The organism is Chitinophaga caeni (assembly GCF_002557795.1).
GTDB classification, from domain to species: Bacteria; Bacteroidota; Bacteroidia; order Chitinophagales; family Chitinophagaceae; genus Chitinophaga; species Chitinophaga caeni.
Map to the genome: position 1 here is coordinate 3,731,540 of NZ_CP023777.1, position 24,059 is coordinate 3,755,598.

The following is a 24,059-nucleotide window of genomic DNA, read 5'->3' on the forward strand; positions in this document are numbered from 1 at the left end:
AATCAGGTGGTTTTATGTATTAAGTCCATCAGGTTTCTTACGCCTAATTTTTTCGCCGTCGTATAGCCTTCGGCATAAGCTACCCCTACCATTTTACCCATCATCTTGGCCCGGTAAATCACGCTGTCGAAGAAGCCTTCAGATGAAATATAGGTTTGGGGTTCATGATCTTTGGCTGCTAAAAACTGTGATTTAAAAGCCTTGATCGCCTCCATTTTTTTCTCGATATATGGACTGATATCCACTACGAAATCAGGCTCAATGTACCGATCTTGGATGAAATGGTATACCTGCTTGGGTCTCCAGGCTTCCTGTGGAACCCCGTCAACTTCCGTTACTATTTTTCTCAAGCCGGCATAAAAACAGCTATCCGTGATTAATTGTGCCCCCCTTCCATGGTCGGGATGACGGTCATGTACGGCATTGGCCAATACGATTTCAGGTTTATATTTCCGTATCGCCCTGATCACAGCTAATTGCTCTTCCTCACGGTTTTGAAAGAAGCCGTCTTTAAGGCCGAGGTTTTCCCTCACTTCAACGCCTAGGATCTTGGCGGCATCTTGAGCTTCCTGTAATCTACCTTCAGGCGTACCGCGTGTGCCCAGCTCCCCGCGGGTAAGATCCACGATACCTACTTTTAATCCTTGGGCAGCATGCGCCATCAAGGTTCCTGCGCATGCTAGTTCTACGTCATCCGGGTGTGCCGCGATGGCCAGTATATCTAATTTCATGTTCTAATGCTAATGTTAAAGCTAATTCCGGGGCAAAGTTATCGGTTTTCTGAAAATGATCGCTTTACCAGGACCATATTGCTATAATTTCATACGTTTCCGTGACAGATGTATTATGTTGATTTACCGTGAAATTTAGCGCATTCACCGATTTTTTGCTTTATTATTAACTAAATTATGGCTCATTTGTATAATAGAGTACTAAAAACTGGTTATTGAGCAAATTTATTGGCATGCCGAGACGTACATGGATTGTATTGTTACATATTTTGGGCTGCATTACCTTTTTATGCTTGCCCATCTTGTTCAGCCCCGAACCCGTATCGCTGAATGATCTGTTTACGCAACCTATGCGGCTCCGGGACTTCGTTGCTTACGCTTGCATGATCGTTTTCTTTTACCTCAACTATTTCATTTTTATACCGAAGCTGTATTTCCGTAGGCGGTTCCTGGTTTTTTCATTGGTTGTAGCAGCCTGTTTTGCCGTTATTTGCTTGGCTCCACTAGTAGCATTTCGTCAACAGGGCCCTTCCCGTTTCAAAGTTCGTATTGAACAGCGAAATGATCGAACAATACCACCTGGGAACAATGATTTTCCCCGCTTCGGACACAAACAGCGCAGCCCCTCTATACTTATGGGAATCGGTCGGCACTTGTTTATTTTCTTGGTAGTGGTATTATTCTCCTTGATTCTTAAAATCAGTAACCGCTGGAAAGAAAGTGAAAAAGAGCGTTTACGTTCGGAAGTGTCTTATTTAAAAGCACAAATAAACCCGCATTTTTTATTTAACAGCCTTAATAGCATTTATGCATTGGCCTTGGCAAAGTCAGACCAAGCACCTATAGCAGTTGTGAAGTTGGCCGCGATGATGCGTTATGTAACCAGCGAAGCCGGCAACGATTTTGTACCCTTGGAAAAGGAACTTGAATATATCAGGAATTATTTTGAATTACAAGGGTTGCGTTTCGGCAAATCTATCCTTACATCCCTGGAAGTGAGCGGTGATACTAAGGGTAAAAAAATTGCGCCACTCCTGCTGATACCATTCGTTGAAAATGCCTTCAAACACGGCGTGAATGCCGAAGAAGACAGCCTGGTAAATGCCAGGGTAAATATTACCGGCGATCAATTGCATTTCCACGTTTACAATAATAAAGTACATGTTAGCTTAATGGATGAAGATAAGATCGGGCTGGGTATCTCGAATACGAAACAGCGCTTGGATATTATTTATCCCGGCGCTTACAACTTACAGATCGAGGATCGTGAAAAATATTATGCCATAGATTTAAAAATGGATTTATCATGATACGCGCCATCGCCATAGATGATGAGTTGCCTTCGCTGCAAATCATCGAAGCATTTTGCAAAGCTTTAGGAGAGCCTGCATTGTTGGCCACTTTTCAATCAACCGCCAAGGCTACCCTGTTTCTGGATGAGAACGCGGTGCAACTCATTTTCCTGGATATTAATATGCCTTCACTGCTGGGTACCGAATTTTATAAATCGCTGGAACCTGGCAAGTACATGGTTGTATTTACTACTGCTTACAGTGAATATGCTGTTGAAGGTTTCGATTTAGATGCGGTCGATTACTTGTTAAAGCCATTTACATTCGAGAGGTTTGAACAGGCAGTAAATAAAGTAAAACAACAATTTCTGCTGAAACGCGGCCAAGAAAATGAAATGGAAGATTTGTTGGTAAGGCTCGATTACAGCTTACAAAAGATCCCGTTAAAGGAAATTCGTTTTATTGAAAGTTGGGATGATTATATAAGGATTTATACGGCGGCTGATAAACCGATCATTTGTAGATGGACTATGAAAGCCGTTTTAGAAAAATTGCCGCCCTCGAAATTTTGCAGGGTACACCGTTCTTATATTGTTAACCTTGATAAGATAGACCATGTAAGAAATAAAACGATATTCCTGCCTGGCAAAGAAGTGCCGCTGGGCGGAAACTACGAGGGATCTTTTTATCAATTATTCAAAAATTGAATTTTTACCGCTGAAAATAACCGATCCGCCGATTAAAATTGCTCCCTATTATTAGAAATTCCATTTTTGTTTTAACATTCAAATCTGTCTACGATTGACAATTAAAACGGAAGCAATATGGAAAGAAAAGATTTTCTAAAAAAAGGCTTGATGAGCCTTACTGTTGCCTTACCTATTATTGAAGCCTGTAAGAAAAGTAGTGCAATTACCAGTAATGTTGATGACACTTCTTCCGACGGATCTTGTACGGTAACTGATACGGAAACCGATGGACCTTACCCCTTATACAACAGCCGCGGTTCTTCTATTCAAAGGGTTGATATAGCAGATGGTAAAGAAGGTATTGCCCTTGATATAGCTATCACGATCAGGAATGTCAAGGATAACTGCAATGTGATCAGCAATGCAAGGGTTGATATATGGCATTGCGATAAAGATGGATATTATAGCGGCTATACGAACCAAGGCTATCTCGGAACACGGGATAATACCGCTGAAGTATTTTGCCGCGGTATACAATATACCGATGAAAGCGGTGTCGCCAAATTCCTATCTATTTACCCGGGCTGGTACCAGGGAAGGGTTACGCATATCCATGCACAGATTTATGTCAATGATATTTTAAAATTGACCACCCAGGTTGCTTTTCCGGAAGATATAAATACCGCTGTATACAATACCGAATTATATAAAACACATGGTCAAAATAGCATGAAAAATTCAACGGATAACATTATCGCTGATAGTCTCGATAATGAATTGGCAACCGTCGTGGCTAACAGTAATGGCGGTTACGACCTTACTCATACTATTTATATCGCGAGTTAATATGGAACCAGTAGCCGTGCAATTAAAAGTCAAACAAATTATTGATCATGCTTCCTCCGGGGAATTTGAGCGTTCGTGTTGGGAAGATGCCTACAGGGAATGGAGGCTGCAAGTACAGGCTTACAATCCGGGTAATGTACTTCAGACTTGGGACGCGATAAAAAGAGCTTCTGAAAAAGCAGCATTTCATGTGCCGTATAAAACAGCATATGCTATCGGGCTACATATTAAATCCTTGGGTGATAATATTCCAATTGCAATGGATCTAATGAACGAGGTGATGTTACCCTTTTCGAAGTATCAAATCGAGATTTTGTCGGCAGAAATAAACAACTTGCAGAGTTTTAAGATGGCGATCATCTATTCTACACCATCTTTGTGCTTATTGGGAATGCAGGCTGATCGATGGTGGCTAAGTACCGGGATACCTAAGAGTACCGGGGAGCCTATCCCAACGTTCATGGTGGCAACCCATCCTAATATTTCAATTACTAGTTATCAAAAACTATAAAGATTTCAGGTGACCGATAGGTTTACCCTGGGTGTGTAAAAAAAGTAAACCGGGTCGCGCAGGGCCCGGTTTTGCTATTTACCGACTTGTGAAATAACTAATTAATTATAAAAATGATTGTACAACCTGATTTCCTGTACAATCATCTCGATATCTTTATCGTCCTCGGCATTAAACTCACTCTTGAGGTTTCCCCCGAAAAAGAAAGCCACCGTCTGAAAAACACGGGCATTAAATCCTCCTTTTAATTCCTTGATAATCTCGTAGCAGTTTTCCCCGGTTTCCCTGTGGATTAATTTCATTAAAACTTTTCCTTGGTACACGGATAGCCTTTCCAGTTTATCTCCAAAAGCAGCTCTTAACTCTTTCTCTTTCGTATCTAGGTAGGCTTTCCTTGCTTTTTTAGTAGGTATTTGGTTCAGTTCAGCATTCACATCTTTCAACACGCGGCTCGCAGCTACGGCATACGGGTAAGTTACGTAGACAGCGTTTCTTAAACGTGTCCAGCGTTCCCGTTTTTTCCTGAATTTCCGGGGTAATTTACCGTAAACTTCATAAATAGATAAGGTGATGGAAGGAATAGTATCCGCCCCTGCTAAAACGAATTTTACAGGTATCGTATCATGGCTTTTTTGCTGTGCTTGGCCAGGTCTTGGCATTAAAAAACCAAGCATAACAAGAGATAATATTTGTGCAAGGCGATGCATGCTTTCCACTGGGTGCTATTACTATATACGTTTCAATCGAAAGGCTGATGTATTTTCCCCAAGTTAGCTAATAAATTGAATATTTCAGCTACCCGGCTTTGGCAACGGGTGAAATTTTAAGGTATGAATCATAAAGCTATCAATCGTATGTTCCACTGCCGGGATGTCTTTAGACGTATACGAGCAGCCCATCACATGGGAACCTGCTCCCGGTATCGGCACGGCGGCTTTTAAGCTGTCCGGGGTAGCCAATTTGCGGTTCATTTCAATGATGGCGGAAACTTTCACGGTAGGATCTTGCTCCTGCTCATTTTTATAATAGTATAAGCTTAAACAAGGTTGGTGTATGGCTTGGAATGTTTTGTCGGTCATGCTGTTTTCCACCAAACTCTCAAGTTCGGTAACTGCTTCCAACCGGTACTTGGTTTGCCAATATTGCGCTTGTAATGGATCAACGGGATTATTCTCATTGTATTTACTACGTTTAACGGCTTGTATTAAAATCAATCCCCAGTGATTATCCGCTAATTCTACCATAGGCTGGTTAATCGCGATGTTGGGTGACATATTTACCAGGGCGTAAACATCCTTCGGGAAACGCGCCGCCAGTAACAGGGCTAATGTTCCCCCGGTGGAGGTGCTAACCAAGATTACTTTATCTCCCAACCTTTTACCGATGGCTAAAGCCGTTTTAGCATCTTCCCATAAACCGTCGGCGGTCATATTTAATAAAGATTCTTCCCCTTGCAAACCATGTTCATTCAATCGGGATAAGTATAAATTACAACCATATTTTTGGGCCAGGTACCTATGCACGGGATCGCCCTCTTTTTGAGATGCAGAAAAACCATGGAGGTATACAATGCTATAAGGAGTTTTTTGATGGGTACTGTCCTGCCAAACGATCCTGGCTTCATTATCCTGCTTAATCTTATAAGCCGCCTCGTGTTGCGATACGAATTGTTCAATACTGTCCGCGCTATTCGGCAATTCAGGTAATGAGCCATTCAAATGTGGTGTAGCAGGTTTGGGACCGATAAAGTAAATAATGCCAAGTATGAAAATCACTAATAATAGGGCACTTAATATTCTTTTTAGCATTATATAGCAGGTTTACAGTAAAAATAAATATTAAAAGCTAGTTTTTTATTAAAAATCTGTAATTTTTGTGATTATGTAACAGTAAATCATCAGTTATTCAATCAATTATGTAATATAGTGATAAATAATAATTTAAAGGTTTTGTCCGCTTCTTAAGTACCCCTACCCACCTTTTAGGTACCCCTACCCACTTCGTAAGTACCCTATACCACTTCGGAACTCCAATCGATGTTCTTTGAACTCCAATTTCGGATAAAATAAGTGGGTACAAGGGACTCCTTGCCCAATTTTGTCATTAAAACCACCCTATATAGTATGAAAAAGGTCATTTTTTAGATTTTCCCCTGTTGGATACCCACTTCGGAGGTACCCCCTACCACTTGCCGGGTAGGTGAGTATCTAAAAATAATCCCGAAACCGGAGTTCTGAAGTACCCCTACCCACTTCGCAAGTACCCTATAGGGCTTCAGAAGTGGGTAAGCAGACCTATTTTCCCCAGGTACATTGTCATAAATATTAAGAAAAGGGCACATATTGACCATCACGGCCGCTAATTTGATCGCTCGATCCAGCTTTAGTACTACTCTGTATGGCTTCGCGATTAACAGTGCGAAGTTCCACGGTTTTGTTGGCGGGGCTAAATAGATCATCCTTCGCCTATATCCTTGACCAGGTAAGGAATTCAAGTAAATTTAAAGCAAGTTTAGCCAGACAACAATGATTGTTTTTTTGTGTAGGAGGAAAAATGTACCCGTCCTGAAGAAATTGATTGACAAACCATTACAGGAAGACACAAACCGGAAGACAACGTTCTTTACGGGAATGTCTCTCGCCAATAAATGTTGCGAAAAAAAATCCGCTGCAACAACAAGGTTACAGCGGATCAGGATCTATTCAAATAACAACTTTATTTTACTTCACGTTTTCTTTGGCCAACACTCATAAAAAATCCTATAGTCATGATAATAATACCGATCCACAATACATTGATCATAGGGAATTCATAAGCTTTTAATACTACGTAATCCGTAACACTTGCGGATTCTTTAATATCGATCTGCACCTTTTTCTCATCTGGAAGTACCTTGCTAAAGCGGGCTGCTAATGAGAATTGTGATAAGGTATCTGGCAAATTATACTCGTATGCCTCCCCTTTCAGGATATAAACGGGATGTAATACATTTTCCCCGCCATCCAATGATTTAACCCTCAAAGTGGCTTCCAGGGCGATAACGCTATCTGCCGCTTTAAAATTAGGGTTGGAAGGTTGGCTGTTTAATGATTCCAAGATCATGTAACCTTTCGAGAAGTAGATAGTATCCCCGGTGGCCACTATATTTTGTTTGTATTGGATTGAATCCGCCTGGGCGCCTTTCTTCGGTAAGCCTGTAACATAAGTAAAGATATCTTTATACCAATAGTGCTTGGAAGCCGGGTTCGGTGTAATTCCTTCTTGCCCTTTAATATTTAAGAATGCATCAGGGTAAAGTGTAAACTTTTCCTTTGCCGGTCCGCTGGGATCGTCCTTGCGTTCGTATTCAACAATAAAATAGGTTTTCGGATCGCGCGGGGCTGTTGAGTCACCTTTGTAAGTGACGAAATAATCTCCCATACGCACCGGCATCCCTTTTGGTAAAAATAGGTTCTCCCTTGGGTTTTCTTTACTTTCTTTTGTAAAAAAGCCATCCAAAGTCCCCATCTTATCTTGGGATAAAACTGACTTTTTCGTGGAAGAAATCAACACGCCTAAAAGGATCAACCCGAAACCTACGTGGGCAACGGAGGCCCCGGAGGTTCTGAATTTTCCTTTAAACAGGTAATTGAAGTTGGCTACTACCGCGTAAACACTGGCAAATAGCATCAGGTATATTGCAAAGAGATAGCCTCCACCGTATTGACTATAATTGATTTTGCCAATGATAGCAATTAAGATGGTTACGGCGATCGCAATGATAGTCGGCCGAAGGATGCCCTTTATAAAATGTTGCTTAGAAGTGTTTTTAAATTTCAGGTACTGCACCACCGCTGTCAACAGGCCGATTACGATCGCTACCCAAATTTGAATCTGGTTATAAAAGAAAACCGGTTCAGTGGGCGGGGCCATATTTTCCAACCCGGGCAATTTACTCCAAACCGGGATGGAAGTTGTAAAAGATATCTGGATACCGGCAATCAATAAAATTAATGATCCGACAAACATCCAGAATTCCCGGGAATAAGTACTTTCTTCACGCGCCGGTGCAGGTATTTGTTTGCGCTTCATGATTAACCAAGCAAATGCCGGGATCGCGAAGATGAACATGAATACCAGTAATTGGCCGTTCATGCCAAGATCCGTAAAAGAATGCACAGAAGTCTGACCTAATACGCCACTCTTGGTTAAAAATGATGAGTATAATACTAAAGTGAAAGTGATAAACACGAAGAAATAAGAAATCTTCAGTGAATACCCGGTACTTTTATATGCTAATAATGTGTGGATGCCCGCTACCAAGGTCAGCCACGGCACCAGTGAGGAGTTTTCCACCGGATCCCAGGCCCAATATCCACCGAATGTTAATGATTCGTAAGCCCAGGCTGCTCCCATCATGATCCCTAATCCCAGGATACCCGCGGAAAATAAAGCCCAAGGTAATACAGGTTTTACCCATTCCGTGTACCTTTTTGTCCATAATCCGGCGATGCCGTAGGCAAAAGGCACGATGGTGGAAGCAAAACCCAGGAATAATACGGGTGGGTGGATTACCATCCAGTAATTCTGTAATAATTCATTTAAGCCTTTACCATCGGTTAATTGCGTCAGATAATTAGGATTCGTGAAAATGGGCGCTTCCATCTCGTTGCGCATCAACACGAACAAGCCGCTGCCGAGACGGTAATCGAAGAAATAGATACCCAAAACCATGCTGCCGACAAAAATTTGGGCAAACGATATCACGGCCATTACCGGGGATTCCCAAGATTTGGCGCGGAACATCAGGATGATGCCCAATACGCTGTGCCAAGTACTCCACAGCATGAAGCTGCCTTCCTGGCCCTCCCACATACAACTCAATAAATACTTCATATCGAGCGCCTTGGAAGAGTGCGCCCAAACGTATTTATATTCAAATAAGTGATGATTAATCATGTAATACAGCAGCCCCATGATGGTAAACACGGACGCTGCTTGGATGAGAAAGGAAATACGGCCAATTCTTGCCCAACTTTTCTTCACGGTTTCTTCCTTTACCATGGTGGCAAAGGCATAGGCTACGGTGGCCACGATGGATGCTACGAAGGCGAGCACCGCGCAAAAATGTCCAATCTGGCCGGGCAATAAATGCTCGTTTAGGTATTTAATATGTTCCAAGTCCTTAAAAAATAATGTAATTCAATAAGCAAATCGTTCCTCTTATGGCATCATAACGTGATATATACTATTTTGTATCAAGGTTAATTATACCGGGAATTGCCATCCATTCCCCGCTGGGAAATTTCAGTAAAACGGTACCGGGGCGCTAGCTATGTTCTCTTTACCCCGATAACTTCCTGGTCTTCCTTGTACTTGGAAGGACATTTCATCAAGATTTTGTTGCATCTGAACACATTCCCTTCCATCATACCGGTTAGCACTAATTCCGTGGATTTTTCAAAATCGGTAGGTTTCGTTCCAGTGAATACCACCTTGCGAATTTCACCGGACTTATCTTTCATATAAAAGCTGAAAAGGTTGGCATCTACCATGGGATCATACTCCATATTCTTGGTAGTATCCAATGCGCCGATAACATGGATTTCCTTACCAGGCTTGGACCTGGAGGTCGCAAAAGTTTCATAGGTGCTGAAATCACCTACCATCATGGAAACGATAGCCACGCAGACAGCTATCACCACCAAAAGAACAATATTCGTTTTTTTCATCTTACACCAATTGATCTAAGATGGCAAATTTACCAAATAAAAGTTGTTAAATTATGACTTATCTCATGAATCAAACTTTTTCACTAGCCGAAATGCGCTTAGATTTCAATCAATTAAAGTACCTTTGCGCGGAATTACGAAATGTTTTTAAAAAGATGGCAGATTTATCTCAATTCGATCCCAACTCGGTAGGACTCTTGTCAAACAACATATTTGGTTTGCCATTTACCGAAGAGGAAGCGAAATTAGTGCTTTTACCTGTTCCCTGGGAAGTAACCGTTTCTTACAATAATGGAACCGCACGTGGTCCGGAACATATTTTCAAAGCATCGTTCCAGGTAGATCTTTATGATCCCGAAGTGCAGGATGGTTGGAAACAGGGTTTCTTCATGAGGGAGCCGGACAGAAACATCTTACTCCGTAGCGATTACCTGCGCAAAGAGGCTGAACTATATATCCGCTTCTTGATGGAAGGTGGTAATATCAGCGAAAATGAATTTCTGAGCCGTTCCCTTGAGGATGTTAACGACGGTTCCAAGAAAATGATCGAATGGGTATACGCGCAAACGAAGGAATTGCTGGAAAGTGGTAAATTGGTAGGTTTAATCGGCGGCGACCATAGCACGCCGTTAGGCTTTTATAAAGCCATCGGTGAAATAAAAGGTGATTTCGGAATCCTGCAAATAGATGCGCATTGCGACTTGAGGGAGCGTTACGAAGGTTTTACCTACTCCCATGCTTCGATCATGTACAACGCGCTGAAAGAAGTGCCCCAATTAAAGAAATTGGTACAAGTAGGTATCCGCGATTATTGCGGTGAAGAGGTGGATTATATCCGCGATAGTAATGGTAAAGTCCTGGCATTCTACGATAAAGACATCAAGGAAAGGCTGTATGAAGGTGAAACGTGGAAATCTATTTGCGATGATATCGTGAATACGTTACCGCAGCAAGTATATATCAGCTTCGATATAGATGGCCTGGATCCAAAATTATGCCCGCATACAGGTACCCCTGTTGCCGGGGGCTTCGAAACGGAACAGGTGAATTACCTATTCAAGAAAGTACTGGAGAGTGGCCGCAAGTTGATCGGTTTCGATTTGAATGAAGTGAGTTCGGGACATGATGAATGGGATGCAAATGTCGGCGCCCGGGTGTTATTCAAACTATGTAATTATTTAATAAAGAGTAATTCTTAAATATAATTCAACTTATTGTAACGGGAGCCGCCAATAATGCAGCTCCCGCTTTGTTTTAACTGAAATATCAATGTTTAAGCTCAAGATATTACACCCGAACGCGATGACCAGGCTTAAGCTACAACCCGTGATGCACGGCATGGCCGGTATTCTTTTCCTGTTCAACGTGATGGGCGCTTACAAGCTACCTAAGCCGAACTTCTTGTTGGCTGCATTTTATTTATTGCTGGGAATCGGTAGCCTCGTATTTCCGTTTATCATGCGAAAATTAAAAAATGTTTCCTCGGCCAATACCTTGATGAGGTGTTTACAAGTATTGGTATTGATGATTAGCGCGTTATTTTTTTTATCGCATATACAACCTTTCGTTGCTTTGTTCCAAATCATCATGGCGCTGACACTGGCATATACAACTTATGCAGAATACAAAATGTTTCAACCCGCTTTTATGGAGCTAACGAACCAGTGCATCATACTACCTACCCTGTTCTCAACCAAGTCAATTAGCTGGAAAGATTTGAATAACGTAATTTTGAGGGACGATGTATTTACGATCGACTTTAAGAATAACAAGGTGTTGCAATTGGAAGTATTGCAAGATATCGACCAGGAAAAAATGACTGCAATTAATGATTATTGCAGGGGCAGGCTCGTTTAATGCTTACATTGGCAGTAAGCTATTCCACTCAATAAAATTTGAATTTTGAAACCATTATTATTATACTCAGACGGCAAAGGAAATATTTTCGAAGATCCTGAAATGTTCGTTACCGGCAGAAGTGGTTGGGATGCCTTCGAAATCCCGGGCGATGAATGGATTGAATTGCCTGATGGTGGTTCTTTATATGAATTACCCGGCAGGCGCGGAATTGGGATCGACGTAGAAACGGGCGAACTGGGTTTGTGCGAGAAAGGTTGGGCCGTGGCCGCCTTTATCCCTCCCGCCCACACGGGCCATTTCTTGGCGGCTTACGAAACAATGCCGGATGCTCCAACATTACCTCTATTCTGTTATACAGCTGTAGGTTGGCACGACGGAAAATTTTACGTTCCCGCTACCAGGATTGAAAGGGATATCAGGCAAGAATGCGCCGGTTTCGATGATAGCAAGGTGAAAGCCGGCGTTAAAAACCTAATGGCTGCCTATCCGCATAACCGCTTGGTGCAGCATTTGGCGGATAATTGTGCCCTTACATATCACTGTCCTGCCGCGAGGAACTATTTCATGGGGCGTTGGGAATGCCCAATTCCTTCTTCTCCTGCCTGTAATGCAAACTGCGTTGGATGTATTTCCTTCCAACCGGAAGAGGAAACTATCGTATCGAACCAGGAGCGACTGACCTTTAAGCCGACGGCTGCCGAGATCGTGGAGTATACCGTTCCGCACCTGGAAACAGCGCCCTACCCGATCGTTAGTTTCGGTCAAGGGTGTGAAGGGGAACCGCTGTTGATGTGGGAAACGATCAGGGAATCTATTATCGAGATAAGAAAACATACGGCTAAAGGAAGCATCAATATTAATACGAACGGTAGTAAGCCGAACGCGGTACGTGAATTATGTAAAGTTGGCTTGAATAGCATCCGCGTAAGTACGAACTCTACCCGTTCAGAAATATACACACCTTATTACCGTCCTAATAATTATGTTTTTGAAGATATCGTGGAAAGTATCAAGGTGGTGAAAGAGTTCGGTGGTTGGACTTCTATCAACTATTTCGTATTCCCGGGAATCACCGATTGCGAAGCCGAGTATGAATCGCTGAGAAAGTTGATCAGGGAAACCAACCTCGATATGATTCAATGGCGTAATTTCAATATCGATCCCGATTGGTATTTAGGTAGGATGGGAATTGTGGAATCGGGTGAAATCATCGGTGTGAAACAACTTATTGACTTGATCCGTGAAGAATTTCCACATCTAAAATTCGGTTATTATAATCCCCCGATGGAAAGGATCAAGGGTAATTATGATATGGATTTTGCGCATTCTTAATGATACATTATCCTTGATTGTTGCCCGCTAATGATGCCGGGAAAATGTTGCTGATCCGCTTCCTGGCCATAAGTATTCTAAACTTGGTTGTTCGTATTTGAGCCTTTAAATTTTATCTTGAAATACGCTGGATACTTCGCTAGTTCGAGCTTCCATGCTCGGACTTCCTTTTGGGGAAAGGTTCTACCAGAAGCACATCGTGTACGGCAGCATTAAGAATCTATCAAATGGCCGTGTATGCTGCAAAGCGTACGTATTTTTTCGTTTTCGATACAATTTTAAATGTCCTGAACTGGGCGTGGGTCCGAGGTTTGAAGCTCGAAGCAGCAACTATGTTTTTTTAGGATAAAGAAATATGCTGTATCCATCGCTAGTTCGAGCTTCCAAGCTCGGACTTCCTTTAGGGAAAACGCTCAACCGGAAGCATATCGTGTACGGCAGCATTAAGAATCTATCAAATGGCCGTGTATGCCGCAAGGAGTATGTTTTTTCGTTTTCGATACAATTTTAAATGTCCTGAACTGGGCGTGGGTCCGAGCTTGGAAGCTCGAACCAGCAGTTATTTTTGGGTATTGGGCTGGAACTGCTACCTTTTAAAATTTATCTTGGAAATATGCTGGATCCTTCGCTAGTTCGAGCTTCCATGCTCGGACTTCTTTTTGGGAAAAGGTTCAACATGAAGCACATCGTGTACGGCCGCATTAAGAATCTATCAAATGGCCGTGTATGCTGCAAAGCGTACGTATTTTTTCGTTTTCGATACAATTTTAAATGTCCTGAGCTGGGCGTGGGTCCGAGCTTGGAAGCTCGAAGCAGCAGTTATTTTGGGTATTGGTTTTTTAAAATTTATCTTTGAAAACAGCAAGTATGTTGCGGCATTGGGAAAAAGCATTTCAATAATGCATAGCTCAAACCAGCAGGTATGTTGGACATGGGGGAAAGCATTCCCAAAATGCTCCCAGGTTTCCAGCACCTATGGCTTGTTAGACCGAACCAGCAGCTATGTTTTTTAGATAAAGAAACAAACAACTTCATCGCAATCGTCTTCATTCCGGATAAGTCGCTACCGCTTTCAGAACTATATATTACATTTGCGCAACGCGTAATAATAATGGGAATAGAATTTTGGGATGTTATCTTGGTTTGCATTTTTGCATTCACGGCGGGTTTCGTGGATGCCATCGTTGGCGGTGGCGGCTTGATTCAAACGCCTGCGATCTTGGTATTGTTCCCGGCTTTTCCGGTTCCCATGTTGCTAGGTACCACGAAAATCCCGTCTTTTTCCGGAACATTAAATGCAACGGTACAATATAGCAGGAAAATTAAAATGAAATGGAAGCTATTGGCAGGTATGTGTCCGATAGCTTTTGCCGCTGCTTATTTCGGTTCCTCTTCCGTAAGTAATTTTCCAAAGGAATGGCTTCGTCCGATATTATTAGTATTGATGATTTTGATTGCCATCTACACTTTCATCAATAAAAATTTCGGTACGGCTACTACCGAAACGGCCATCACACCAAGAAAATATTCCTGGGCTTTTGTTTGGGCTGCCATCATAGGTTTTTATGATGGTTTTTTCGGTCCCGGTACAGGGAGCTTTTTAATATTGATAGCGATCAGTTTACTCGGCATGGGATTTCTTCCTGCCAGCGCCCATGCCAAGGCGATTAATTTATTTACGAATATGGCCTCAATTATCTATTTTGGTAGTCAAGGCTTGATCATATGGAAAATAACATTCCCGATGGCTATTTGTAATTTTTGCGGCGGTTTCTTAGGCGCTAAATTAGCCATTAGGAAAGGTAATCATTTGGTGCGGTATTTCTTTTTAGCAATAGTATGTGCAACGATTCTCCGTTTTGCTTACGATATATTTATTTTACATCATTGAAATAAACTTGTATGAAACATATTTGTAGGATTTGCTTGATGATTTTGTTCGTATCTCAACATGCGGCAGCACAAAAACATGATAAATTAATTATCAAACAAATTATCCCTAACGTTTTCGAATACACGACTTTTCATGAATATGAAGGGGCGCAAGTTTCCTCGAATGGTATGTATGTTGTGACTAGCCTGGGCGCTGTTTTATTAGATACGCCATGGGATACCACGCAGTTTCAACCTTTACTGGATAGTATTTGGATGAAACACCAACAAAGGGCGACTTACTGTATCGCCACGCATTACCACGACGATTGCACGGCCGGGTTTAACTATTATGCATCAAAAGGGATCAAGACATATTCTTCACAGCAGACTTACGAAGCTTGCATCAAGTTTGGCAAACCTGCCGCTAATTATAGGTTTTCAAAAGATACAACTTTTAAGATCGGGGAATTTACGTTCAAAACGTTCTACCCCGGCGCTGGGCATACTGCGGATAATATAGTTGTGTATGTAGACGAGGCTAGAACACTTTTCGGCGGGTGCTTCGTGAAAAGTATTGAAGCGGATGGGCTCGGTTATACCGGTGAAGCTCATATTTCTGAATGGAAAGAAAGTATCCGCAGGGTAAAGAAGAAATTTAAAAATATGTACTTCTTAATACCCGGTCATGATGGCGGTACAAGTCCTACAGCATTGAATCATACGGTGTACTTGATCGACCAGCACCAGCAAAAAAAGTAGCAATAAATTCGCTTGCGGCACCGTTCTTGTAGTAAATATGGTGTCCTGGATGAAATTTATTAACTTTGAAAGGATATCATTAAAATAATCACATGGCTGCAGTAGAAAACAAACAAGATAAATTCAAAGCATTAAGTATCACGATCGTGATACATGCCTTGTTATTGATCACGTTTATTGCTGTCAGTTTTAAAATTCCACCCCCGCCACCGAATATGGATCTAGGGATGGAAGTGAACCTGGGTACGAGTGATGACGGTATGGGAGAAATGCAACCATTGAACCCGAACCCTCCCGCTGCCGCTGAAGAAGTGGCCGCGGCACCACCTGTTGCTACCCCTGCTAAGGCCGATGCGCCAACTGAGTCCCTTGCTACTTCAGATGAAGAAGATGCACCGGTGATTCATCAACCCGAGAAAAAAACGAACGTACCTAAAAAGTTCGATAAAACGCTAGATAAAAAGGAAGATAAAGCAAAAGCAAAACCTACCGAAAAAAAAGAAGTGCCCGCCCCTAAAAAAGTGGAGCCCAAAGCCAAAGGGCTATATACTTACAAAGGAGGAAACAGTTCCGGTAATAGCGGTAACGGCGCCGAAGGAAGTAACAATTCTACCGGCGAAGGTGTTACCGGTAAACCAGGGGATCAAGGTAAGGCCAACGGCGATCCTAATGCCAAGGGTTATGAAGGCAACGGCGGTCTCGGTGGAGGTAAGTCCGATTTTAGATTATCAGGCAGAAAATTACTCAAGGCGCCCAGCAATGTATATAACGGTCCTGAAACCGGTTACGTGGCTCTAAATATTAAAGTAGATCGAAACGGTAACGTGGTAAGCGCCGTTCCTATATTAAGCGGTACCACGATCACCTCACAAGCGGCTATTGAAGAAGCCCGCAAATCAGCTTTGCAAGTAAAATATGATGCCAGTCCATCTGCTCCCGCAGAACAATTTGGCACCGTGAAAGTATACTTTAAAACCGGCGGCTGATAAATAATCGTGTAATAATTTCTTGTAAAATCTGTACTTTCCTGCTATAAAGAATCAATAATTGGATGTACATTACCGTTAATAATAAAAACGGTTTCATTTGAGTACTCGTTGTTTTTATTCTTTTATAGGACTGATATTACTACTATCTGCGAATGTAGCCTCTGCTCAAGTTTTTCAAGGATATCAAACCAGCCAATTTGCAGGTGTTCATGGCATTCCTTTAAACCCGGCTAGCGCCGCAGGCTACCACGGGAGATGGGATATTAATATCATAGGTGCTGGTCTTATTGCCGGGAATACCTATGCTTCTTTTAGCAAGAAAGCGCTTCTAAGCAACCAATCTACACTTTACAGGAATGTTGATTATTTCCTGGATAGCATGGCGACGAGAAATCAGTATGCCTGGGCCGAAGCGGAGTTCATGATGCCTTCGGTTCTTTATGCTATTGATAAATATCAATCATTCGCTTTTACCTGGAGGATCAGGGGTAGCGGGAATATCAATAATGTTTCCACCCCTACTGCCAATATGTTCGCCAACAATTATCCTAACGTAACTTATTTAGATAGAACTATAAATGAGCCTTATGCCCAGGGAGGGCAACATGGTTGGAACGAGTTTGGTTTTACTTATGCACGCCTCGTGAAAGAAGATATTTACTCGCGGTTAAAACTTGGCGCAACCGTTAAGTTACTATCAGGGATAATTTCCGGGTACGGAAGCGGGGAAAATGCCACATACGTATTTAAATCGGATGGTACCCTGGATATAAAAAGAGGGATAGCACAATTTTCTTATAACAAGGAAAATGATGAAGGACATGAAACTATAGGCGATTATTTTGGTTTCTTCAACCACGCGAGCTTAGGCTTAGATCTAGGCTTGATCTACGATATACTGGAAGGGGAAGATGGATACGGGGCCTATGAAGATGCCGATATTTATTTTAACCCTGGAGCCGACCAGTACAAGTTGCGCCTAGGTATAAGCATAACGGATATCGGTAGGTTGAAATATGATGCATCCGTTGTAAGCCAGAAAGTTGACCTTACAAGTGAGAATTTATCTGCCAATGGCCTTACTAGGCGGCGCGGGGAAAGCGAACAGGAATATTTGCTCAGGCTCGGATCTTATTTTGAGCAGCAGGAATTTCCAAGTACTTATACAATGACTTTGCCAACGGCTTTGCATTTATCGGCTGACTATAAGATCCGGGAAGGATTTTACCTGGGAGCAGTGGCCGATATCGGGTTAACAGGCGGTAAGAAACTGGACCGGAAAACAAATAAACTGGTACAATTAGCGATTACGCCGAGGTACGATAAACGTTGGTGGGGAGTTTATATGCCCTTGGTTTTGAACAGGTTCGGGCAGGCGGATGCTGGGTTGGTGCTTAGGGCCGGGCCTTTGGTGCTGGGTTCTGCCAGCCTATTTACCAGCTTGGCTAAGAAAAATTTAAACAGGGTGGACGGATTTGTAGCTTTGCGCGTAATTCCTATTAAATTTGCATCTAGAAATCGCGGCAATGGCATTTTCAGAAGTAAGAAAGGCCAAGTTGGTTGCCCGGTTTTTTAAGGACAAACCTGTATGAAGAACGGAACTTACGCTGAAACGATCGAATATTTATATGCCCAATTACCAATGTTTAGCCGGGTTGGCGCTGCGGCCCTTAAGTTGGACCTGGACAATACATTTGCCCTATTAGAAGCCTGCGGCAATCCCCATTTACAATTTAAATCAATCCACATTGCCGGAACTAACGGAAAAGGTTCATCTAGCCACATGTTGGCAGCTATTTGCCAAGAAGCCGGTTATAAAACTGGTTTGTATACATCACCACACCTAGTTGACTTCCGCGAACGAATCAAGGTAAACGGTTTCATGTGCGAAGAGGAGTTTGTTATCCAGTTTACGGAAATGATGAAGCCCACGATTGATAACATTAAACCATCTTTCTTCGAATTAACCGTGGCAATGGCTTTCCGCTATTTTGCAGATCAGCGTGTAGACGTTGCCGTTGTTGAAACGGGCATGGGTGGAAGATTAGATAGCACCAATGTATTATCTCCCCTAGTATCGCTAATCACCAATATCAGCTACGACCATATGCAAATGTTGGGTGATACTTTACCTGCTATAGCAGCAGAAAAAGCGGGAATCATAAAGCAGGACACGCCCGTTGTGATCAGTGAAACACAAGTAGAAGTAATGCAGGTATTCAAAGCGAAAGCCATGCAGGTTTCCGCTCCAATTTATTTTGCCGACCAACTTTACCAAGTGATTACTGCGCACTTGGAACCTACATCGCTGGAATTATTTATCAAGCATTTACCTACAAATTCAACCAGCGCCTACACGCTGGATATCAATAGTAATTATCAACGGAAAAATGTCCTGGGGGTATTAGCAACTGTTGAAGTTTTAAATGATGTAGGATTAAATATCCCTGCTGAGGCCCTGCATAAAGCGCTTTCAAATGTTAAGCAGCTAACGGGTTTACATGGGCGTTGGGAGGTTATCGCGGAAAGACCGCTAACGGTGCTGGATGTCGGGCACAATGAAGCTGGTATCATTGAAATCAATCAACAATTATCATTACAAAAATATCAGCGGTTACATATCGTATTGGGATTTGTAAAGGATAAAGATATCTCGAAAGTGTTACAATTGTTACCTGTTGAGGCAACTTATTATTTTACTCAAGCTGCCCTACCCCGAGCCCTGGAGCATGATACATTGCGGGAGATGGCAAAAGCTGCCGGCTTACACGGGAATGCTTACGCGACCGTTAAAGCAGCCTTTGCGGCAGCCAAGCAGGCTGCCGGCCCGGAAGATCTCTTATTGGTTTGTGGGAGCTTTTTTATCGTGGCAGAAGTGTTATAATCACCATTGCATATGGCCGGTGGCCAACAAACCATAAAATAAGCAATTTGCATGGAGGCTCTGCCAAACTTCATGGTTCTTTAATAAGGATTTAACCTCGTCAATGCTCATGAGCAGCACCTCTAAATCTTCATGATCGTCGAGTGATTGTTCGCTGATTTTTTCTCCACCTTCAGCGATGAAGAAATGTGTTAAGTTATTGGTGGTACCTGCATTGGCAGAAACGCTGCCAATTGCAGTTAACTTATCAAATACATAGCCGGTTTCTTCTAATAATTCTCTCCTGATTGCAACTTCCAAGTCAGCATCCGTATCATCCACGCAACCTCCGGGCACTTCTATAATCGTCTTGCCCAAACCTTGACGAAATTGTTTTACCATGATGACCTGTCCATCTTTTGTCAATGCAAATGCATTGACCCAATCGGGATATTCTACAACGTAGTAGGGATCTACAATAGTACCATCGGGCATTTCACAACGATCTCTCCTGGCTTTTAACCATGGCTCGTTGAAGATGTATTTGCTATCCAGTAATTTCCAATCTTGAGCGTCTTGCATATCCTATAAATAATGTGGTGTATTCTAAATTTGATTTATTTCCATGCTTCCCTTTCGATTAAATTCTCGATATGGGCTAAATGGTGTTTCCCGTGCCATGCATAATTTACAAGGTGTTGATCCAAGTTCATGATGACTTTCGCTTCGGGGTGATAAAAGTCCCTTTTCCAGTCGTTTTCCTGCATGTGTTCTAAGATTTCGACCCATTTGCGATGTAAACTATGTAATAGCGTAATGGAAATATTGATCGGTGTATGGATATAATCAGGCAACATGGCCCAAGCGCCTTCATCATAGGGCTTAATGATCGGCTGTTGCTCTGTCAAAGCCAGTTTCAACCGGAATAACCCGTTTTGGTGACTGTCGGCCAAATGATGTACGACCTGCGCTACCGTCCACCCCCCTGGCCTGTAAGGATGTTGTAATTGATGCGCATCTAGATGTTGTACTGCCACTTCAACCAGGGATGGTAAATACCGGATATCGTTGATCAATTGTTGCCTTAATTTCGGCGTGACCGCTACGGTAAAATCTGGTTGCCCGATCGGGTATCTTAGTTCTTCTAATGTTGGGTTCATATAGGGAGTATTTAGGAATCTCTCAATTCTTTTCCCGTGAGGTGGATGAATACATCTTCCAAGTTAGCTTGCTTTACCGGCTTGGGGCGTTCGAAGCCACCTGCCACAAGTTTATCTATCAATGCATCGGGGGAATCCATCGCGATGATGTTTCCACTATCCACGATCGCGCATCGATCGCAAAGGATTTCTGCTTCGTCCATGTAGTGCGTTGTAATTACTACGGTTGTACCTTGTGCGCGTACTTCCTTGATCAAGTCCCACAAATTTCTCCTTGCTTGCGGATCTAAACCGGTGGTAGGTTCGTCCAGGAAGATGATTTTAGGTTTATTGATCAAAGTGGTAGCGATGGAAAACCGCTGCTTTTGTCCACCCGAAAGTGCCTTGAATTTCGCTTTCGCTTTATCTTCCAGGTTAAAAGCTTCCAACAATTCTTTCGGGTTAACGGGTTGATTGTACAAGCCACCGAAAAGTTCGATCAGCTCAACCAGGTTGAGGTTAGGATAATAACCGGCAGTTTGTAATTGTACCCCGATTATCTTCTTGATGGCAGCAGGATTTTCATCCAGGTTGAAACCATCTACCGTTATTTCACCGGAAGTCTTTTCACGTAGCGTTTCAATGATTTCGAGCGTGGTTGATTTACCGGCGCCGTTGGGTCCCAGCAAACCGAAAATCTCCCCTTCGAATACTTCGAAACTAATACCCTTTACCGCGGTGAAGTCGCCATACTTTTTTACCAGGTTCTTAACCTCGATCATCTTCTTCCTTTCCATACTGCCAAATTACGACATAATCACTTGCCGAGCATAGAAAATTGAAGAGACTAAGTGGATTTAATCTCATTTTAACCCCATGATATCCATTACTTCGGAGATATGCTTCAGGGAGCGAAAGTTCGGGTTTACCGGTAATTGATCTACATGTTCATGCATCCAGGTAATACTGTAAGGAATATGAGCAGCGTGGCCGCCGATATTCAACACGGGCAATACATCTGATTTCAAAGAATTACCGATCATTAAAAACTCTCCCGCAGCAATTGTATGCTGATGCAGGATTAGCTGGTAATTGTCTTCTTTTTTATCGCTCATAACTTCCACGTGGTGAAAATAAGATTTCAGTTGCGATTGTTGTACTTTCCGTTGCTGATCGAGCAAGTCGCCTTTGGTGGCTACCATCAATTTATAGTCTTGTTGCCTTAGTTGTTGGAGGACGCTTTCCACGCCTTCTAAAACCGTTACCGGCCTGTTGAGCATCGATTTACCGAGTTCGAGTATTTGCTTGGTTAATGCCGGCGGCAAATCCCCGTGGGTTAACTCGGTAGCGGTTTCGATCATCGAAAGTGTAAACCCCTTTATACCATATCCATATATCGGTAAATTCTGAAGCTCAGTTTTAAATAGGGCTTCTACTATATTACGGTTGTGAGTATATGGTTCCAATAATGTCGCGAACTCGTGCTCTGCCTCCCTGAAATAGATTTCATTGTCCCACAGGGTATCGTCGGCATCGAATGCGATCACTTTAATATTTTTATTCATGTAAATCCTTTTGATTCCTTGTTCACTGTGACCATGGTAAAGGTACGTAATATAAGCTGAAGCTAAGTTGCGGGATGTTTATGTTCACTGATTTTAAAGGGATTTATGGATTTCACGGATTATAGGCATTTTTTGGGGGTTGAGTTTATTAGATTTATTATTTGTGTTAGCTTTTATTTGCGGGTGTTATTTGCGAGTATTAATTGCAAGAATTATTTGCGGATAAAGACTTGGGTGTAGAAGAGGGTGTTTTTATCGCCTTTGGCCACGCCTATCCCGATCAGGTTGTAGTTGCCAAGCAAGTTTTTTCTATGACCAGGGCTTTTTATCCAACCATCTACGACGGCTTTGGCGCTTAGATAGCCATAGGCCACATTTTCAGCGACACCTTGTATCTTCCCGAATTTTTCTTTGAGGTGATCGGCTCTATCGTCGAAGCCGGAATGGCCGAATTTTGATCTGCCGGTAGCCATATCACGACTGTGTTGCCTCGCTTCTATACAGATAGTTTCGTTGAGTTGTAATGGGGCGAGGCCATGTGATTTCCGGAATTTATTGACATAAAACAAGATGTCTTCCTCCATGTTGTCTAAATCAACTGTATTAGTACGGATGGAAGTATTGGATCCGGGGGCATTTTTTGAACCTGAACATGCGGTAACGGGCATCGAAAGACCCGCTCCTAATAGCAGGCATAATGTAGTTTTTCTAAATAGAAAGGCGTTCATGTAATTTAAAACGGTTTGGTTAAAATAAAATTGCAGGTGATCCCTGCAATTTTACGATAAAATCAATAATCTTGCCAAACGGCTAAAAGCCTTTATAATGCAGCTTTTACATCTTCTACCATATGTTTGGAGCCGATGAAGATCGGAATGCGTTGATGTAATTGGTTGGGTTTGATTTCCAGCAGACGGGTATTTTTATCCATGATGGACGCACCGCCGGCTTTTTCAATTAGAAAACTCATGGGATTACATTCGTAACAAAGTCGTAATCTTCCGTTTTGATATTTACCGAATGCCGGGTACATGAAAATACCGCCCTGGATCAAGGTTCTATGTATTTCCGCCACCATGCAGCCAACGAACCTATGCCGGTAAATTTTATCCTTGGCATCTTTGGCCATATATAAATCAATGGCGTTTCGCACGTTTTCATCGAATAAATGGTAATATCCCATGTTGACTGAAAAGATATCGCTGCTTTTGGGCACCTGGATATTAGGGTGAGACAGGCAGAATTCACCGATCGAGGGATCAAGTGTAAATCCTTGAACACTCCTTCTCGTCGTATAAACCAACATGGTGGAAGACCCGTAAATGATATATCCGGCCGCAATCTGTTGGATGCCGGGTTGCAGGAAATCCTCTAGATTACATGGGCTGCCATTAGGCGTTAGCCTGCGGTAAACGGAGAATATTGTTCCTATCGAAACATTCACATCGATATTGCTGGAGCCATCGAGGGGGTCAAATAGGACCACGTACTTGGAGTTCATGGAATGTTCATCGGTGAAAGCGATAAAATCCTCGTTTTCTTCCGAAGCCACACCTGCACAGTAAATACTGGTTTTCAACGAGTTGATAAATTGGTCATTAGCAAATTCATCCAGCTTTTTAACAGCTTCCCCCTGGACGTTTGTTTTGCCGGCTTCGCCCAAGATATCTGCGATACCTGCCTTGTTAACTTCCACGTTAACCCTTTTGGCAGCCAAGCCGATATCCCTTAATAGGCCTGATAATTGTCCCGTGGCACCGGGGAAATTTCTAAGCTCCTGGATAGTAAATTCATCCAGGGTCATTACTTTTTGCTTGTAATTCATGTTCCGTAAAGCGTTGTTTTGGTAGCAGCGAAATTAAAGTAATTAGAACGATTTTAAGGAAACTGTCATTTC

At 42.5% G+C, this 24,059-nt stretch carries 23 protein-coding genes; 12 read left to right on the forward strand and 11 right to left on the reverse strand.

Annotation, left to right across the window (positions count from 1 at the left end):
* Nucleotides 1-2 precede the first annotated feature (2 nt).
* Nucleotides 3-731, reverse strand: a complete 729-nt coding sequence (gene bshB1, locus COR50_RS15610) for a bacillithiol biosynthesis deacetylase BshB1 (RefSeq protein WP_098194845.1) — start codon at nt 729-731, stop codon at nt 3-5.
* 233 nt (nt 732-964) lie between these two features.
* Between bshB1 and COR50_RS15615 the strand changes: the two genes are divergently transcribed.
* From COR50_RS15615 to COR50_RS15630, 4 genes are all read left to right on the forward strand, one after another.
* Nucleotides 965-2,041 (forward strand): sensor histidine kinase, encoded by a 1,077-nt coding sequence (locus COR50_RS15615; protein ID WP_098194846.1) that lies wholly within the window; start codon nt 965-967, stop codon nt 2,039-2,041.
* A complete protein-coding gene (locus COR50_RS15620) occupies nt 2,038-2,730 on the forward strand; it encodes a LytR/AlgR family response regulator transcription factor (protein WP_098194847.1) in 693 nt (230 codons plus the stop codon). Before COR50_RS15615 ends, COR50_RS15620 begins: the two co-directional genes overlap by 4 nt.
* A 117-nt stretch (nt 2,731-2,847) precedes the next feature.
* Nucleotides 2,848-3,558 carry a dioxygenase family protein gene (locus tag COR50_RS15625; RefSeq protein WP_098194848.1) on the forward strand — a complete coding sequence of 237 codons (711 nt, stop codon included), beginning with the start codon at nt 2,848-2,850 and terminating at the stop codon, nt 3,556-3,558.
* A gap of 1 nt (nt 3,559) precedes the next feature.
* Entirely contained in the window at nt 3,560-4,069 is a 510-nt protein-coding gene (locus COR50_RS15630) for a hypothetical protein (RefSeq protein WP_098194849.1), read from the forward strand.
* 101 nt (nt 4,070-4,170) lie between these two features.
* On the opposite strand, the gene COR50_RS15635 is transcribed toward COR50_RS15630, so the two are convergent.
* From COR50_RS15635 to COR50_RS15655, 4 genes are all read right to left on the reverse strand, one after another.
* The gene (locus COR50_RS15635) at nt 4,171-4,743 is read right to left on the reverse strand and encodes a DUF4294 domain-containing protein (protein WP_232516186.1); all 573 of its coding nucleotides are present in this window, start codon (nt 4,741-4,743) and stop codon (nt 4,171-4,173) included.
* A 117-nt stretch (nt 4,744-4,860) separates the two neighbouring features.
* Complete coding sequence (locus tag COR50_RS15640; RefSeq protein WP_098194851.1) at nt 4,861-5,877, reverse strand: alpha/beta hydrolase; 1,017 nt, start codon at nt 5,875-5,877, stop codon at nt 4,861-4,863.
* A 907-nt stretch (nt 5,878-6,784) separates the two neighbouring features.
* Nucleotides 6,785-9,229 carry a cytochrome c biogenesis protein CcsA gene (gene ccsA / locus COR50_RS15650; protein WP_232516188.1) on the reverse strand — a complete coding sequence of 815 codons (2,445 nt, stop codon included), beginning with the start codon at nt 9,227-9,229 and terminating at the stop codon, nt 6,785-6,787.
* Between the two features lie 152 nt (nt 9,230-9,381).
* A complete protein-coding gene (locus tag COR50_RS15655; protein ID WP_098194853.1) occupies nt 9,382-9,780 on the reverse strand; it encodes a cytochrome c maturation protein CcmE domain-containing protein in 399 nt (132 codons plus the stop codon).
* Nucleotides 9,781-9,845: 65 nt separating this feature from the next.
* Between COR50_RS15655 and COR50_RS15660 the strand changes: the two genes are divergently transcribed.
* The 8 genes from COR50_RS15660 to COR50_RS15695 all read left to right on the forward strand — a co-directional run bounded on the left by COR50_RS15660 (nt 9,846) and on the right by COR50_RS15695 (nt 19,479).
* Complete coding sequence (locus COR50_RS15660; protein WP_232516189.1) at nt 9,846-10,979, forward strand: agmatinase family protein; 1,134 nt, start codon at nt 9,846-9,848, stop codon at nt 10,977-10,979.
* Between the two features lie 70 nt (nt 10,980-11,049).
* Nucleotides 11,050-11,637, forward strand: a complete 588-nt coding sequence (locus tag COR50_RS15665) for a hypothetical protein (RefSeq protein WP_098194854.1) — start codon at nt 11,050-11,052, stop codon at nt 11,635-11,637.
* Nucleotides 11,638-11,682: 45 nt separating this feature from the next.
* Nucleotides 11,683-12,972, forward strand: a complete 1,290-nt coding sequence (locus COR50_RS15670) for a radical SAM protein (protein WP_232516190.1) — start codon at nt 11,683-11,685, stop codon at nt 12,970-12,972.
* 922 nt (nt 12,973-13,894) lie between these two features.
* Entirely contained in the window at nt 13,895-14,863 is a 969-nt protein-coding gene (locus tag COR50_RS15675; protein WP_232516191.1) for a sulfite exporter TauE/SafE family protein, read from the forward strand.
* An 11-nt stretch (nt 14,864-14,874) separates the two neighbouring features.
* The gene (gene bla / locus COR50_RS15680; protein ID WP_098194855.1) at nt 14,875-15,606 is read left to right on the forward strand and encodes a subclass B1 metallo-beta-lactamase; all 732 of its coding nucleotides are present in this window, start codon (nt 14,875-14,877) and stop codon (nt 15,604-15,606) included.
* A 92-nt stretch (nt 15,607-15,698) separates the two neighbouring features.
* A complete protein-coding gene (locus COR50_RS15685) occupies nt 15,699-16,592 on the forward strand; it encodes a hypothetical protein (RefSeq protein WP_098194856.1) in 894 nt (297 codons plus the stop codon).
* A gap of 100 nt (nt 16,593-16,692) precedes the next feature.
* Entirely contained in the window at nt 16,693-18,171 is a 1,479-nt protein-coding gene (locus COR50_RS15690) for a DUF5723 family protein (RefSeq protein ID WP_098194857.1), read from the forward strand.
* 12 nt (nt 18,172-18,183) lie between these two features.
* Nucleotides 18,184-19,479, forward strand: coding sequence for a bifunctional folylpolyglutamate synthase/dihydrofolate synthase (locus COR50_RS15695; protein WP_098194858.1), 1,296 nt, complete (start codon nt 18,184-18,186; stop codon nt 19,477-19,479).
* Here the strand turns inward: COR50_RS15695 and COR50_RS15700 are convergent, their stop codons facing one another.
* The 6 genes from COR50_RS15700 to fbp form a co-directional block, all read right to left on the reverse strand.
* On the reverse strand, nt 19,480-20,040 hold the full coding sequence (locus COR50_RS15700) for an NUDIX hydrolase (protein ID WP_098194859.1): 561 nt from the start codon (nt 20,038-20,040) through the stop codon (nt 19,480-19,482).
* Nucleotides 20,041-20,075: 35 nt separating this feature from the next.
* Entirely contained in the window at nt 20,076-20,618 is a 543-nt protein-coding gene (locus COR50_RS15705) for a YfiT family bacillithiol transferase (RefSeq protein WP_098194860.1), read from the reverse strand.
* A gap of 11 nt (nt 20,619-20,629) precedes the next feature.
* Nucleotides 20,630-21,394, reverse strand: a complete 765-nt coding sequence (locus COR50_RS15710) for an ABC transporter ATP-binding protein (protein WP_098194861.1) — start codon at nt 21,392-21,394, stop codon at nt 20,630-20,632.
* A gap of 66 nt (nt 21,395-21,460) precedes the next feature.
* Nucleotides 21,461-22,162 carry an HAD family hydrolase gene (locus COR50_RS15715; protein ID WP_098194862.1) on the reverse strand — a complete coding sequence of 234 codons (702 nt, stop codon included), beginning with the start codon at nt 22,160-22,162 and terminating at the stop codon, nt 21,461-21,463.
* 212 nt (nt 22,163-22,374) lie between these two features.
* The gene (locus COR50_RS15720; protein WP_098194863.1) at nt 22,375-22,890 is read right to left on the reverse strand and encodes a CAP domain-containing protein; all 516 of its coding nucleotides are present in this window, start codon (nt 22,888-22,890) and stop codon (nt 22,375-22,377) included.
* Between the two features lie 92 nt (nt 22,891-22,982).
* Nucleotides 22,983-23,987 (reverse strand): class 1 fructose-bisphosphatase, encoded by a 1,005-nt coding sequence (fbp, locus tag COR50_RS15725; RefSeq protein ID WP_098194864.1) that lies wholly within the window; start codon nt 23,985-23,987, stop codon nt 22,983-22,985.
* Between the last annotated feature and the right edge of the window lie 72 nt (nt 23,988-24,059).